The 14,612-nt window shown below is 56.4% G+C and carries 13 protein-coding genes; 9 read left to right on the top strand and 4 right to left on the bottom strand.

Annotated features, from left to right (window positions below; genetic code table 11):
• The first annotated feature begins 31 nt into the window (after positions 1-31).
• From GSQ82_RS16570 to GSQ82_RS16535, 8 genes are all read left to right on the top strand, one after another.
• The gene (locus GSQ82_RS16570; protein WP_254061690.1) at positions 32-1,012 is read left to right on the top strand and encodes a hypothetical protein; all 981 of its coding nucleotides are present in this window, start codon (positions 32-34) and stop codon (positions 1,010-1,012) included.
• Positions 1,013-1,100: 88 nt separating this feature from the next.
• Positions 1,101-3,614 (top strand): bifunctional (p)ppGpp synthetase/guanosine-3',5'-bis(diphosphate) 3'-pyrophosphohydrolase, encoded by a 2,514-nt coding sequence (locus GSQ82_RS16565; RefSeq protein ID WP_158793292.1) that lies wholly within the window; start codon positions 1,101-1,103, stop codon positions 3,612-3,614.
• Between the two features lie 269 nt (positions 3,615-3,883).
• Positions 3,884-5,140: a tryptophan synthase subunit beta gene (gene trpB / locus GSQ82_RS16560; protein ID WP_158793291.1), complete on the top strand. Its 1,257-nt coding sequence runs from the start codon at positions 3,884-3,886 to the stop codon at positions 5,138-5,140.
• Positions 5,141-5,148: 8 nt separating this feature from the next.
• Positions 5,149-5,910: a tryptophan synthase subunit alpha gene (gene trpA, locus GSQ82_RS16555; RefSeq protein WP_158793290.1), complete on the top strand. Its 762-nt coding sequence runs from the start codon at positions 5,149-5,151 to the stop codon at positions 5,908-5,910.
• Positions 5,911-6,023: 113 nt separating this feature from the next.
• Positions 6,024-6,287: a chorismate mutase gene (locus tag GSQ82_RS16550; RefSeq protein WP_158793289.1), complete on the top strand. Its 264-nt coding sequence runs from the start codon at positions 6,024-6,026 to the stop codon at positions 6,285-6,287.
• Positions 6,288-6,365: 78 nt separating this feature from the next.
• Positions 6,366-7,385 carry a 3-deoxy-7-phosphoheptulonate synthase gene (gene aroF, locus GSQ82_RS16545; protein WP_158793288.1) on the top strand — a complete coding sequence of 340 codons (1,020 nt, stop codon included), beginning with the start codon at positions 6,366-6,368 and terminating at the stop codon, positions 7,383-7,385.
• A gap of 14 nt (positions 7,386-7,399) precedes the next feature.
• Entirely contained in the window at positions 7,400-8,257 is an 858-nt protein-coding gene (locus GSQ82_RS16540) for a prephenate dehydrogenase/arogenate dehydrogenase family protein (protein WP_158793287.1), read from the top strand.
• Positions 8,258-8,295: 38 nt separating this feature from the next.
• Positions 8,296-9,528, top strand: a complete 1,233-nt coding sequence (locus GSQ82_RS16535) for a threonine ammonia-lyase (protein ID WP_158793286.1) — start codon at positions 8,296-8,298, stop codon at positions 9,526-9,528.
• Positions 9,529-9,560: 32 nt separating this feature from the next.
• Here the strand turns inward: GSQ82_RS16535 and GSQ82_RS16530 are convergent, their stop codons facing one another.
• From GSQ82_RS16530 to ychF, 4 genes are all read right to left on the bottom strand, one after another.
• Positions 9,561-10,196 carry an energy transducer TonB gene (locus GSQ82_RS16530; RefSeq protein WP_158793285.1) on the bottom strand — a complete coding sequence of 212 codons (636 nt, stop codon included), beginning with the start codon at positions 10,194-10,196 and terminating at the stop codon, positions 9,561-9,563.
• An 85-nt stretch (positions 10,197-10,281) separates the two neighbouring features.
• Complete coding sequence (locus tag GSQ82_RS16525; protein WP_158793284.1) at positions 10,282-11,433, bottom strand: D-alanine--D-alanine ligase family protein; 1,152 nt, start codon at positions 11,431-11,433, stop codon at positions 10,282-10,284.
• Positions 11,434-11,547: 114 nt separating this feature from the next.
• Positions 11,548-12,312: a hypothetical protein gene (locus tag GSQ82_RS16520; protein ID WP_216847102.1), complete on the bottom strand. Its 765-nt coding sequence runs from the start codon at positions 12,310-12,312 to the stop codon at positions 11,548-11,550.
• Between the two features lie 6 nt (positions 12,313-12,318).
• A complete protein-coding gene (ychF, locus tag GSQ82_RS16515) occupies positions 12,319-13,416 on the bottom strand; it encodes a redox-regulated ATPase YchF (RefSeq protein ID WP_158793283.1) in 1,098 nt (365 codons plus the stop codon).
• 179 nt (positions 13,417-13,595) lie between these two features.
• Here ychF and GSQ82_RS16510 point away from each other — a divergent pair, with 179 nt between their 5' ends.
• The gene (locus GSQ82_RS16510; RefSeq protein ID WP_158793282.1) at positions 13,596-14,537 is read left to right on the top strand and encodes a VWA domain-containing protein; all 942 of its coding nucleotides are present in this window, start codon (positions 13,596-13,598) and stop codon (positions 14,535-14,537) included.
• The last annotated feature ends 75 nt before the right edge of the window (positions 14,538-14,612 follow it).

Genomic DNA, 14,612 nt, shown 5'->3' with positions numbered 1-14,612 from the left:
CGCTGCTGTTGGGTCTTTGGCTCAGAGGCAGGTGCCTGTCCTACCGCTGCAGATCGATACGGATGGTGACGGCTTGAGCGATGCACTGGAACAGGCTTTGCTGGTCCAGTTCGCACCAGCCTTCATGGTTGGCAGGCACGACTGTTCGGATGTTCCGAGCGAGTTTTTCCCTGACGTCTCTACACCGACAGTGAAGGTGCAGGACGGGACGATCTACGGACAGGTGTTTCCGGCGAAGGGTTCGACCACGGAGACGCCCCTGGTAGAGATTCACTACTATCATCTCTGGCGCACGGACTGCGGACCGCATGGCCATCCACTCGATACGGAGCACGTTGCGGCGCTAGTGCGCGGATCCGGAGGCGATTCGGCGTCGGACAAGTGGAAGGCGGTGTACTGGTACGCGGCGGCGCATGAGAACACGGTCTGCGATGTGAGCCAGATCTCACGTGCGTCGACGCTAAAGGCGCAAGATCGCGGGGCGAAGGTATGGATCTCTCCTGGGAAGCATGCCTCCTATCTTAACGAGACGCTCTGCCAACGAGGTTGCGGGGCTGACCGGTGCCGGGAGATGGTCGCTTTGGATTCGCCCAGGCTGATTAACCTGGGCGAACCGGGGCACCCTATGAACGGGTCGGTGTTTATCTCGTCGAATCGTTGGCCGCTTGCCGAAAAGATGCAGGCCTCGAACTTTCCCGCTGTCGCAATATCGCGGCTGGAGCTGCTTCCGCCGAGCGATATTGCGTGGTTCAACCCTGGCAGGCATCCAGCCCAGGGAGTAATTGCTGTGAGCAGTTCGACGGGGGAAGCGATTGCACAAAGTGGACGCAACACGACGGATGCTATCTCCAGCGCCGGTAATTCGACTGATTCCGCGATATCGGTAGCGGGAGATTCGACCGGAAATGCGCTGCAGAAGAGTTATCACAAGACGGTACACGCGCTGGGCACCTCGAGCAGACATGTGGGCGACGCGTTGCACCTCTCGTCGAAGCCCGACGAACCGGAGTAGCTTATAACGCTCCTCCGCCCCGCCGAAGCGCACTCTCACCAGCAATTTCCCAGGAGCGCGGTTTTGCAGCGACAGCCTATAATGAACTATGGCAATCGCTAATCCGGCCTCTTCGCAGGCTGGCCCGCAGCCAGAGCCGCGCCACGAACCGAAGAGCAAACCAGAGATGGAGCAGACCGATACGGGAATCGAGCTGGAAGCAGCTCTTCTTGCCGGATCCTCACTGGCGCACTCGGAGACGAGGCCGCGCGTCAAAAAAAAGAAACAGGCTACTGAAGAGAACTCCACGCTCAAGGATGTCTCCCAGGTCGAGCGTATTACACCTTTGCATGAGGGGAATGTTGGCGAGTCTTCGGCCTCGCACCTTGCGGGTATCTCGGTAGCAGCGATTCAGACAGTGGATGCGAAGTTTCAACATCTTCTGGACACGGTCCACGAGAATCGTCCTGTCGATGATCTCGGGATCATTCGCAGCGCTTGGGCGTTTTGTCTGCAGCAGCATGAAGGACAGAAGCGTGCCAGTGGCGAACCGTACATCATTCATCCGCTGGAGGTGGCGCAGGTTCTGGCGGAGTTGAAGATGGACTCGACTGCGATCGCCGCCGGTCTGCTGCATGATGCGGTCGAAGATACGGATGTGACCTCGGCCGAGATTGCGAAGCGGTTCGGAGAACAGGTTGCGCACATCGTCGAAGGCGTGACCAAGCTCGACAAGATCAAGTTCGCAAATCGCGAAGACCACCAAGCCGAGAATATTCGCAAGATGCTGCTGGCGATGGTGACCGATGTTCGGGTCGTCATCATTAAGCTGGCCGACCGCCTGCACAACATGCGCACGCTTGAGCATCTGAAGCCGGAGAAGCAGCAGAAGATTGCCCGAGAGACGCTGGACATCTACGCACCGTTGGCACACCGGCTGGGCATGGGTAAGCTGCGCGGCGAGTTGGAAGATCTCGCGTTTCGGTACACCGATCCATATGCGTATGAGCAGGTGTCGAACGAAGTGGACGCGCTGCGCGGTGCGGGCGAAGAGTTTCTGCAAAAGATTGTGGCGCAGCTTGAGGCGAAGCTGAAGGAGTTCAAGATCGAGGGGCGGGTGGAGTCGCGAATCAAACGGCTTTACTCCATTCAACAGAAGCTTGCGGATCATAAGATTCCCGTGGACCAGGTGTATGACCTGCTGGCGATCCGCGTGATTTGCAATTCGGTTCAGGACTGCTACGCGTTGCTGGGGCTGCTGCATAGCATCTGGCGTCCGGTGCCAGGACGCATTAAAGACTTTATTGCGATGCCGCGGCCAAATCTCTACCAGTCGCTGCATACGACGCTGATTGCCGAGGGAGGCCATCAGTTCGAAGTGCAGATTCGTACGGAGGATATGCATCGGGTTGCGGAAGAGGGCATCGCGGCGCACTGGAAGTACAAGGCCTCCGACAATGTGAGCGCCAAAGATGAACAGCGGTTGGCGTGGGTGCGTCAGTTGATGGAATGGCAGCGCGAGATGACTGATCCTAACGAGTTCATGTCGACGCTCAAGATCGATCTGTACCCGGAGGAGGTCTACACCTTTACTCCCAAGGGGAAGGTTGTTGTCCTACCCAAAGATGCCAGTCCGATTGACTTCGCTTACACCATCCATACCGAGGTTGGAAATACGACGGTCGGTGCAAAGGTGAACGGGCGGATCGTTCCGTTGCGTACCAAGCTGCGCAACGGCGATATCGTTGAGATCTCGACGCAGGCAGGACATGCGCCGAGCCGAGACTGGCTCAGCTTTACAAAGAGCTCGCGCGCACGTAACAAGATTAAGCACTGGCTAAATGAGCATCAGCGCGAGCGTGCGATTGAGATCGGCAGGAAGCTGCTGGACCGCGAGGCGCGAAAGTATAAGCTTGCGCTGAGCAAGTTCGGCGAAGCGGACTACGACAAAGTCGCCAGTGAGTATGGTCTTGGTACGCAGGCAGAGCTGCTGGCCGGAGTGGGGTTCGGAAAGTTTTCCGCGCGACAGGTGCTGAATAAGCTGGAGCCGGGTTCGACGATGACGGCAGAGCCTGCGCCGCCCGAAGGCGGAGTCGGCAACACTGTTGGACAGATGTCGGAGGCGGTGAAGCGGGTCTTCTTCGGGAAGGGATCGGATTCGCTTCAAGTGGAGGGGCAGGATGATCTGCTGGTGTATAGGGCGCGCTGTTGTAATCCCATTCGTGGTGAAGAGATTATTGGGTATGTAACGCGAGGGAAGGGTGTCGCGGTCCATGCCAGAAGTTGTCCTAATGTACAGAACCTGCTGTATGAGTCGGACCGGCGGATTCAGGTGGAGTGGTCGCCGTCGCCAATGGAACCGGGAACGACGAAGGCACAGACGTATCCAGTGAAATTGACGGTGCTGTGCGATGATCAGGCGGGCATGCTGAAAGAATTTACTGCAATCATCTCTGACGATGGGACCAACATTCGCAGCGTGGACACAAAACCGATGCCGGATGGACAGGTGATGGTGGAGTTCGTCGTGGAGACCGTAGATGTGCGCCATCTGAACAAATTAGTGCAGAATCTGCGAAAGGTTCCTGGGGTGCGCGATGTGCAGCGCGTACAAAAGATCTAGTCGTAATTGACACAGACGATCTTCGACGTTCTTGTGTTGAAAGCCTGTGAGGTTGCAGAGGTAACGAACAGCATGTATGTTTTAAACAAGATGATTACTCAGCCCACCCGGTTTTCGTTTATTCTCCGCTATTGGCGCACAATAGCGGCCGCGGCGGAGTAGTTTCATCTGAGAGATACCTGAAGTTTCAGTTGATTCGACATCCATACGAGCCGCGACCTTTCGAGTCGCGGCTTTTGTTTTGTGTCATGCGGTAACAGGAGGGACCAATGAGTGCAGGCGCGACGATAGATTCGCCGATGGCGGGGCGGTTTGGAGCCTATGGGGGGCGCTATGTTCCGGAGACGCTGATGGCGGCGCTTGAAGAGTTGGAGGCCGCTTACAACGCTGCTCAGAAAGACCCCGCGTTTCAGACTGAGTTGGACGATCTATTGCACAACTACTGCGGACGGCCGACCCCCCTTTATTTTGCGAAGCGTCTGACTGAGCAGTGCGGTGGAGCAAAGATCTATCTCAAGCGCGAGGACCTGCTCCACACTGGCGCGCACAAGATCAATAACGCGCTGGGACAGGGACTTCTGGCAAAGCGGATGGGGAAGCAGCGAATCATTGCCGAGACTGGCGCGGGACAACATGGCGTGGCGACGGCTACCGTATGCGCGCTGTTGGGGCTAGAGTGCGTCGTGTATATGGGCGAGGAAGATATGCGCCGGCAGGAGTTGAATGTCTACCGGATGAGATTGCTGGGTACGGAGGTGCGAGGAGTTTCGGCTGGCTCGGCAACGCTGAAGGATGCGATTAACGAGGCGATGCGCGATTGGGTGACGAATGTGCGCACGACGTACTATATCCTCGGCAGTGCGCTCGGAGCACATCCATATCCGACTATGGTGCGCAATTTTCATCGCGTAATCAGCCGCGAGGCGAGAGTGCAGATGCTGGAGCGGGAGGGCAAGCTGCCAACGGCGATTGTAGCTTGCGTTGGCGGTGGTTCCAACGCGATCGGCGCTTTCTACGAGTTTTTACCGGATGCGAATGTACAGTTGATTGGCGTCGAGGCTGGCGGACGTGGGACGGCGTTGGGCGAGCACGCAGCTCGGTTTCAGAAGATTGGTGGCGGTCTGCCTGGCGTGCTGCAGGGTACGTACTCGTATGTGTTACAGAATGATGCCGGCCAGGTTAGTAACACGCACTCCGTATCGGCCGGACTAGACTATGCGAGCGTTGGGCCTGAACATGCGATGCTTCATGACTCGGGACGAGCGAGCTACGTATCGTGTTCGGATGCGGATGCACTGAAGGCGACGGTGACCCTGTCGCGGACGGAGGGAATTCTGCCCGCGCTTGAGAGTGCACATGCTGTGGCGGAGGCGATCCGGCTGGCACCCACGATGGCAAAGACCGATGTGCTGATGGTGAATCTGTCCGGACGCGGGGATAAAGATATGGGAATTCTGGCGCGTGAGCTTGACCTGAAGGGTAGCGAGGCGGCGGTTCGACAGGCTGGAGAAGGGACGAAAGGTTAAGCACAAGTATGGCAATAAAGTTTAGCAAAAAGCCAGGAATTGTTGCTTATCTGACTGCGGGCGATCCAGATCTGGCAACAACCAGAGATATCGCACTGGCAGCGATCGATAACGGCGCGGATGTGATTGAGTTGGGTGTTCCGTTCAGCGATCCGCTTGCAGACGGACCTGTGATCCAGCGGGCCAGCGAACGAGCGGTCGCGCGCGGCGTTCGGTTGACCGATGTGCTGGCGCTGGCCAGGGAGTTGCGTGCAGCGCGGCCAGAGGCCGGACTCGTGTTGTTCTCTTATCTTAATCCCGTCGTACGGATGGGGATGAAGACATTTTGCGCCCGGGCCGCGGAGGCCGGAGCCGATGGTGTTCTGTTGACGGACATGATCGTCGAAGAGGCTGCGGAGTATCTGGAGGAGATGAAAGAGAATCGGCTGGCGCCGATCTTTCTTGCGGCGCCTACCAGCCCAGACGCGCGATTGAAGGCGATTGCCGCGGTATCACAAGGGTTTGTGTACGCGATCTCAAGAGTTGGGATTACAGGCACGCAGCAGAAGATCGCAGAAGATGCCTCGGGACTGGTAGCGAGACTGCGACGATTTACGACATTACCCATTGCCGTGGGATTTGGGATCTCCAATGCTGAGCATGTAAAGACAGTGGGTGAATTTGCTGACGCAGCGATTATTGGGAGCGCGTTGGTGGCATTGATCGAGAAGACGCCGCCACCACAGGCTGCGGAAGCCGTCGGACAGTTTATAGCGGCATTGCGCGCATGATGACCTCCGGGAACGAACGGTCGTCCGTTGCAACGTCGCATTTATCATTGAAGGACCAAATATTTCGCGACGGCCCACCAGGTAGGCACGTCGCCGCATTGTGAGGCGAGTGGATGGATATCTCTGATTGGAGACAGAAGATTGACGAACTGGATGTGGAGATTGTTCGCCTCATCAGCCAGCGCGCGGAAGCCGCGCGTGCTATTGGTGAACTTAAAAAGACGGCAGATCTTCCGGTCTACGAGCCACGCCGAGAACAGGATGTCTTCGATCGCGTCCTTAAAGCAAACCCCGGGCCGCTGGCCGATGCCGATCTCTTGCACGTGTACGAGCGGATTATCGACGTAATGCGTTCGCTACAGCGCCGAGACCTCTAAATCGCAGATATTTCAGCGCGATTAGGCCTTGAACTAAATTGTATTGAATCGAGTTACAGAGAGAGTGAAGCGAAGATCATGATCGTTGCGATGCAGGACCAGGCGACAGAAGAGAATATTCAGAAGGTGATCGAGCGGATGGTGGAGCTCGGCTTCAACGTTCACCGAACCACTGGCGCAGCACAAACGATACTCGCGGGTGTGGGGACGCCAGAGCACTTTGAAGTGGCTGAGTTCAAGGTGCTAGCAGGTGTACATGAGGCATATCGGATCTCGTCGCCTTATAAGCTTGCGGGACGCAGCTTCCGGCCCGAGGGAACGACGATTACGTTTCCGAATGGCGTGATCGTCGGAGGCCAAGAGGTTGTAGTGATGGCAGGTCCTTGCTCGGTAGAATCTCGCGAGCAGATTCTTACCAGCGCGAAGCAAGTCGCGGCGGCTGGCGCGAAGTTTCTGCGAGGTGGAGCGTTCAAACCGCGCAGCTCGCCATACAGCTTTCAAGGAATGGGTCTCGACGGTCTGAAACTTCTGCGAGAGGTATCCAATGAGACAGGCCTACTCGTCATCACGGAAGTGATGGAGATCTCGCAGATCGAGTTGATGCTGCCATACATCGATTGCTTCCAGGTAGGCGCGCGCAATATGCAGAACTTCAACCTGCTACGCGAACTTGGGCATGTACGGAAGCCAGTGCTGATGAAGCGAGGCATCTCCGCAACGATTGAAGAGGTGTTGCTAAGCGCGGAGTACATTCTTTCGGGCGGCAACTACAACCTGATGCTGTGCGAGCGAGGAATTCGAACCTACGAGACATACACTCGCAACACAATGGATATCTCAGCAATTCCGGTGCTGAAGAAGTTGACACATCTGCCCGTGCTCGGTGACCCGTCGCATGGCGTTGGCATACGCGACCTCGTTCCTCCGATGGCGCTGGCAAGCGTGGCAGCAGGTGCAGATGGTCTGTTGATGGAGATGCATCCCAATCCAGATAAGGCGATGAGCGACGGTGCGCAGAGTTTGTACCCAGAGCAGTTGAACAAATTGATGGCGCAGCTGCGGCTGCTAGCTCCCGTAGTGGGCAGGACGATTGCGTAGGTAAGGATTCAGACATGGTCGAACGCGTTTTCATCATCGGGACTGGTCTGATCGGCGCTTCGACCGGTCTGGCTCTGCGCGGGGCAGGTTTTGTGGGCCGCATCGATGGCTGGGATTCCAGCATGCTGGAGATGGCTGCCGCAGTGCAGATGGGTGCGATCGACGGCAGGGCAGCCAGCCGGGAAGATGCTCTGGAGTTGGCTCGATTGGCTGACGTCGTTGTCCTTGCGGTACCGGTACTTGCAATCAAGGACTGGATGCAGTTGCTCTCTCCTGTACTGCGCATAGGGCAACTTCTGACCGATGTCGGCAGTACGAAACTTGAGATCGTTGAGCTAGCAAGAGAGTTGTTTGCCGGAGAAGAGACAGCGAGCTTTCTACCCGGACATCCAATGGCTGGAAAAGAGTCCGGAGGAGCTTTGCTGGCAGAGAGCGGACTCTTCGATGGCGCAATGTGGTTGTTTACCCCAACGAACGCAGAGATGTCGCCGCTGGAGAAGGCGTGGCGCGGTTGGGTCGGCTGCTTTGGATCGCGCACACTGGACATGGACGCCGCACGGCATGATGAGCTCTGCGCATGGGTGAGTCATCTGCCGCAGATGCTTTCGACAGCCTTGGCGGCACTGCTGGAAGACAGATTCGGCGATGCTCCCGAGATTGCAGCGATTGGCGGGCGGGCGTTGCGCGAGACCACACGGCTGGGAGCGAGTCCATACAGTATGTGGCGTGATGTAGCGCTGACAAATACAGGACCGGTCGCGGATACGCTGCTTGCATTGGAACAGAGGCTGCAGCATGTACGTGAGAACCTGCGGACACCAGAGTTGCGCGATGAGTTCGCGCTGGCGAATCGGTTTCGTCAGCGCCGTTGAGTTCGAACAACAAGATTGAAAGAAGGATTAAGAGGCCTGTGAACGATTCGATAGAGCAACTCAGCGTTAGCCTCGCCGACATCGTCGCTGCACGAGAGCGATTGCGTGGAGCGATCTATTATTCGCCCTGTCCACACTCGCAGATGCTGTCTGAGCTGACGGGACAGCACGTCTATCTGAAGCTCGAGAATCTACAGATGACTGGCTCTTTTAAGGAGCGCGGCGCGTTGAATCGCATTGCGATGCTCACCCCAGAGCAGGCGGCCCGAGGGGTCGTCGCGGCGAGCGCGGGAAATCATGCCCAGGGCGTGGCTTATCACGCGACGAAAGCAGGTATTCGTGCGCTGATCGTGATGCCATTGGCAACCCCTCTCGTGAAGGTCACAGCCACACGCGGATTTGGCGCTGAGGTCGTGTTGCATGGTGCCAACTACGACGAGGCCTGCGAAGAGGCTACGCGCCTGTGCAAAGCAGAGCAGATGACGTTTATCCATCCATTCGACGATGCGACGGTAATGGCTGGACAGGGTACGATCGGGCTGGAGATGCTGGAGCAGGTTCCTCAGCTGGAGGCCATCGTAGTGCCGATCGGCGGTGGCGGCCTTATTGGCGGCATTGCGTGCGCGATCAAGGAGTCGAGGCCAGAGATTCGCATCATCGGCGTACAGACTTCGCGTCTGCCCTCGATGATGGCGGCTGTGGCACAACATCATCCCGTCACACTGGAACCAGCAACTACGATCGCTGATGGTATCGCGGTCCGGCGTGCCGGAGATGTGACGTTGCCGGTGGTGGAACGGTACGTCGACGAGATCGTGACCGTGGATGAGGACGAGATTGCGTCTGCAATTCTTGTCCTTCTGGAGCGCGAAAAGACATTGGCTGAGGGCGCTGGCGCTACGGCTCTGGCTGCGCTGTTGCAGCGAAAGACATCGCTCAAGGGCGCACACACAGGCGTGCTTGTTTGCGGCGGCAACATCGATGTGACGTTGCTGAGCCGGATCATCGAACGCGGCCTGGTTCAGGATGGAAGATTAATTCGACTGCGCATTCATCTGCTTGATAAGCCAGGAGCATTAGCAGACCTGACACGGCTTATCGCAAGCTACCGCGCGAACATCGTGGATACGCTTCACAATCGCGCCTACTATGGCGTAAACCTTGGCGACACGGTTATCGATATCACCATGGAGACGCGAGGACGGGAGCAGGTCGAGGAACTCCTCGCTGCATTAACGACCGAAGGATACAAGCACAGCCGCGTTCTCTAGTTGCGATTGCTCGTCCGCTGTCTTCGCGCCTATCAGGCCTTTTCGTAATGGAAGTGAAGCTCTTGCTCACTGGCAACTGGCTGCCCGTCCTTTGTGGCAGGATGGAAGGTCCACTGTTGCACCGTGGCGATCACACTCTCATCCACACCATGTCCAAGGCCGCGAGTCATTTTGATGTCGGCTATCTTTCCTGCTGTATCAATGACGATATCGAGAATGACGTCGCCCTTAGTGCCGCGAGGCAGTGCGGAGAGATCTGGCTGAGGCGTGGGAAAGAAGCTCGCCAATGCAATATTGATATTTCCGGAACCGAGTGCATCCGCACCTGCGGCAGAGTCAGGCTGTGCGGAGGTTGGCGAACTCGTATTTGGCGATGCGGCAGCGGTTGTCACAGTCTTCGCGAGCGACGTGGGCAGGGGCGTCGTGGAGGAGGCATGTTTCGGCGGAGTCTTTGGATTCGGCGCCGAGGCCTGCAGAGGCGCTCGACCAGGCAAGTACGTAAGGATGAGATTGCTTCCGTGTTCGCTTCCCGGAAGCCGGATAGGAGCGATCCACGATGCGCCTTTGTGGATGAGAAGACCGATGAGCAGAAGATGCAACACAACCGACGCGAGGCTGCACTTCAAGGTGCGGCTGGACGATACGACCGATCTGCCAATAGCTTCCATGACCACCTCCCTCAGCCCGCAAGTTCCGGCTATATCACTGACTCAATCTGGCAGACATTCGCGTAGGAACTTTTTTAGCTGTTTATTAGACGCGAGAAAAGCTAGTCTGCTGTTTTTCTTTGTTGCGTTCGATCGCGAGAGCAATGAGCCGATCGACTAGTTGTTTGTACGGCATACCAGAGGCCTCCCAAAGTTTCGGGTACATGCTGATGCTGGTGAAGCCAGGCATCGTGTTGATCTCGTTGAGGTAGATGCGCGGCTTACGCTTTTTCTTTCCCTTACCTCCCAGCGGAGCAGGCTCCATAAGAAAGTCGACACGGGCGAGCCCGGCGCAGTCGCACGCACGGAAGGCAGCAACGGCCATCTCGCGGATCATTTTCGCCTCTGACTTTGAGAGCCTCGCGGGAATGATAGGTACGCTTGGATTCTCCGGGGAGTCAGCGTACTTCGATTCGTAGTCATAGAACTCCTTATTGGGGACGATCTCGCCGACGACAGAGGCCTCGGGTAAGTCATTGCCGAGAACGGCGACCTCAAGTTCGCGGGGTTTGATACCTGGACCACCAACCCCTTGCTCAATGATGAGTTTGCGATCGAAGCTGGCTGCCAGATCCATCGCAGCAGCAAGCTCGCTTCGATCATGAACTTTACTGATGCCGACGGAAGATCCAAGGTTCGCAGGCTTGACGAAGACGGGGTAGGAAAGTTTTTTTTCAATCAGCTTCACCGCGCGTTTGGCGTCCGCTTTCCACTCACTTCGAAGTAGATTGACGTGCGGAGCCTGAGGCAGGCCGGCAGCCGCAAAGAGTTGCTTCATCGCGGTCTTGTCCATGCCAGTGGCGGAGCCGAGAACTCCGGAGCCAACGTAGGCAATATCGGCAAGCTCAAATAGGCCCTGAATCGTGCCGTCTTCGCCAAAGGTGCCATGAAGGACTGGGAATATCACATCAAGTGACTGAGCGAGAGCACCGCTCTGCTGCCCGAGGTCGGCGCTGGCGCTAATTTCGATGCCCTTGCTGCGAGATTTCTTGAGCAGCGTTAGCTTCGTGTTACCGGTGAGCAGATGTTGAGCTTCGCCCGAGGTGACCCAGTGGCCTTGCTTCGTGATGCCGATAGGAACGATGTCGTACTTCACCTTATCGATAGCAGCGAGGATGGAAGCGGCGGAGTTGAGCGATACCTCGTGTTCGCCGGAACGGCCGCCAAAGAGAATTCCAATGCGTAGTTTTTTCTTCATCTTGTCTTTCAGTGTCTGATACGCGGGTTACAATTCGCGGCCCCGGAGTAAGGGGTGAACCACAATCGTCATCTTCTCTATGCTTCTTGTGGTGCCACCTAATCTAGGTGACGCTTAAGGATGCATGGACCCAGAGAGGCTGATCAGATTCTGTGGATGAATGCGGATAAGACCTCCACGTGGACTGTCTAAGTCAGCGATGAGAAAAAATGAGATCGCGAGAATCAGGGGCAGTATCAGAAAGAGAACTTTCTTTGCATCAGGATCGTGAAGGTAGTAACCGAGGAGAATATTGCCGAAGATGGCTATCTGAAACATCAGGATCCAGGCTGCGGGAGGAATCCGGTTCCACCAGGCGGCCTGCGTGTAACCCTGCGAGTTGAGAACATCGTTCATGCCGGCAACTGCGAGTGCGGTGATTGGCGTGGGCTGCGCAGAGGCAGCAGGTCGGACGGCGGACCAGAGCTCGTCTTGAAGCTGTACAGTTCTTACGTTGATCGCTTCGACGACCATCTGACTACGCGGAGCCTCGTAGAAGAGAATGCGCTGCTCCAGGTACTTCCCAAGTAGCGTGCGAAGCTTGGCTGCATCGTCAACGGGAAGCAGATCGGCACGAAGGTACTCCGTGCCGATAGCATTTGCTTCGGCCTCCTCATAGCTTTTGCGCTGGTCATATCGACTAATCGCCATGGAGAAACTGAAGCCGATAATCAGAGCCAGAAGTGTAAGCGTGGAACCGAGGATCAGGCCAAAGTCATCGCGCTCCGCTTCTTTCAGGCCTTGTCTGTGTCTGCGAAGCGCTGCCCCGCATCGTGCTGCCAGCCAAAGAACGGAGAAAGCAACGACGAAAAGGATGATGGGGAAGTCCATGAGAGTCATCAGAACCTACACGTTGAATTTGAAGAACAGAATATCGCCGTCCTTAACCACGTATTCTTTGCCTTCAGATCGCAGAAGCCCCTTCTCTTTCACAGCTTGCTCGCTGCCGTAGGTGAAGAGGTCGTCGGAAGCATAACAGTCCGCCTTGATGAAGCCCTTCTCGAAGTCGGAGTGGATGACGCCCGCTGCACCAGGAGCTTTCGTGCCGCGGCGAATGGTCCAGGCGCGAACCTCCTGCACCCCAGCCGTAAAGTAGGTAATGAGATCGAGCAGGCGGTAGGCAGAGTGGATGAGGCGATTGAGGCCAGGCTCGGAGAGGCCCATGTCCTTCAAAAACTCATCGCGCTCGGACGGTTCCAGCTGTGCGATCTCGCTTTCGAGCGCACCGCAGATCCGCACAACCTGACTGCCTTCCTCTTCAGCTCGTTTCTCTACAGCGGCTGTGTGGGCATTGCCATCAATGAGGCCTGACTCGTCCACATTGGCGACGTAAAGCTGCGGCTTGGCTGTAATCAAAAAGAGATCCCGAGAAAGAATCTTTTCATCGTCAGTGAGGTCGGCTGTCCGAGCTGGCTTTCCGGCATTCAGCACCATAAGAAGCTTCTGCAACATCGCATGCTCAGCTTTGATTTTGGGATCGTTGCCAGCTTTAGCGGAACGCTCGACCTTGGTGTGACGCTTCTCTACGGTATCAAGATCGGCCAAAAGAAGTTCAGTATTGATGATGTCGATGTCGTGAAGCGGATTGACACCGCCTGCGACGTGAATGACCTCGGGATCGTCGAAGCAGCGAACGACGTGGCAGACGGCATCGGTGGCGCGAATATGGCCAAGAAACTGGTTGCCGAGACCTTCGCCTTTGCTGGCACCCTCAACGAGGCCTGCGATGTCAATGAACTCCATCGTGGTCGGGACAAGGGACTTGGGCTTGATCAACTCAGAGATCTTTGCAAGGCGCTCATCAGGCACCGTGACGACCCCAGTGTTGGGGTCGATCGTGCAGAAGGGGTAGTTTGCTGCCTGGGCTTTCGCCGAGGTGAGAGCGTTGAAGATCGTGGACTTTCCGACGTTGGGGAGACCAACGATTCCGCAGTTCAATGGCATGTTTTGCTATTTCCTTCTTATGAAGCTGGTACGAGGCTTGTTTTGGCGTCGTGATTGTCTTTTATAGGATACCTTTTTGCTCGTTCTCCTGTGCCCGCACGTCAGTAGACTCGTCTAATCTGAACTCGATGGGTCTCACCGCAGCCAAATTCGGCGTTCTCGCTGCAGCATTTGCAGGGGTGGCATCTGCACAAACGACGCTACACACGAGGTCTACGCTTGTAGTCGTGCCAACGCTGGTGCAGACCCAGAGTAAGGAGTTGGTCTTTACGCTGACTGCGGACGACTTCACTCTCACAGACGACGGAGTTCCTCAGAAGGTGACTTTGGAAGAGGAGAGCAAACGGTCGCTCTCCCTTGTGGTCCTGGTGCAGACAGGCGGGGATGCTCGCGGACAGTTCCCCAGCTACGAGAAACTTGAGACGATGCTCGTTTCCCTTCTCGGTGCAGCCCCGAATGAGGCCTCGATCGTAAACTTCGATAGTCGGCCGGAGGGTGCCTCTCCATTTACATCCGATATCGCTCAATGGCGCGATGCAATCAATCATCCCGATGTCGGCGATAAGGGGGCTGCGATCTTCGATAGCGTCGCCTATGCGCTGGAGCTTCTAAAGGACCGTCCGGCTGGTAACCGACGGGCCATCCTGCTCATCAGCCAGGAGCATGACGCTGGAAGCAAAACCTCGATGAAGGAGATCGTCCGTGATCTGGGCGAGACGAACACCGCAATCTACAGCGTCACCTTTTCGGCCGAAAAGACAGCAGCCAGACAGGCATTCAAGGATCCGGCGCACTTGAATCCACCGTTGCACGTCGGAGATGGAGATTATCAGGCTTATTTCAACCTCAGTGAACCGCTGCGGCTCATTCTGGGTGCGATGCAGAAGAATACCTCCGCCGAAGTGGCCACGTTGTCGGGTGGCGAATGGAGCAGCTTCGATAATGCGGGCGAACTAGCTGAAGACCTCGGCGTTTTGACCAATCATGTTCGCAACAGCTACGTTCTCAGCTTCTATCCGACCTCAGCCGATCCTGGACTACATACGATCAAAGTGCGACTCACTCATCATCCGGAGATGATCGTCTCCGCTAGAGGAACCTATTGGGCATCTGGTCCGTAACGTCCGGACAAATTCGTGACAAAAAATCACTAGCCTGAGGCGAGCAGTAAGATTAGGCTGGTGAAGAGGTGCGAG

This window comes from Granulicella sp. L60 (genome assembly GCF_009765825.1).
Classification (GTDB): Bacteria; Acidobacteriota; Terriglobia; order Terriglobales; family Acidobacteriaceae; genus Edaphobacter.
The sequence above is the reverse complement of the archived record's forward strand: the minus strand, read 5'-3'. Positions and strand labels throughout refer to the sequence as shown.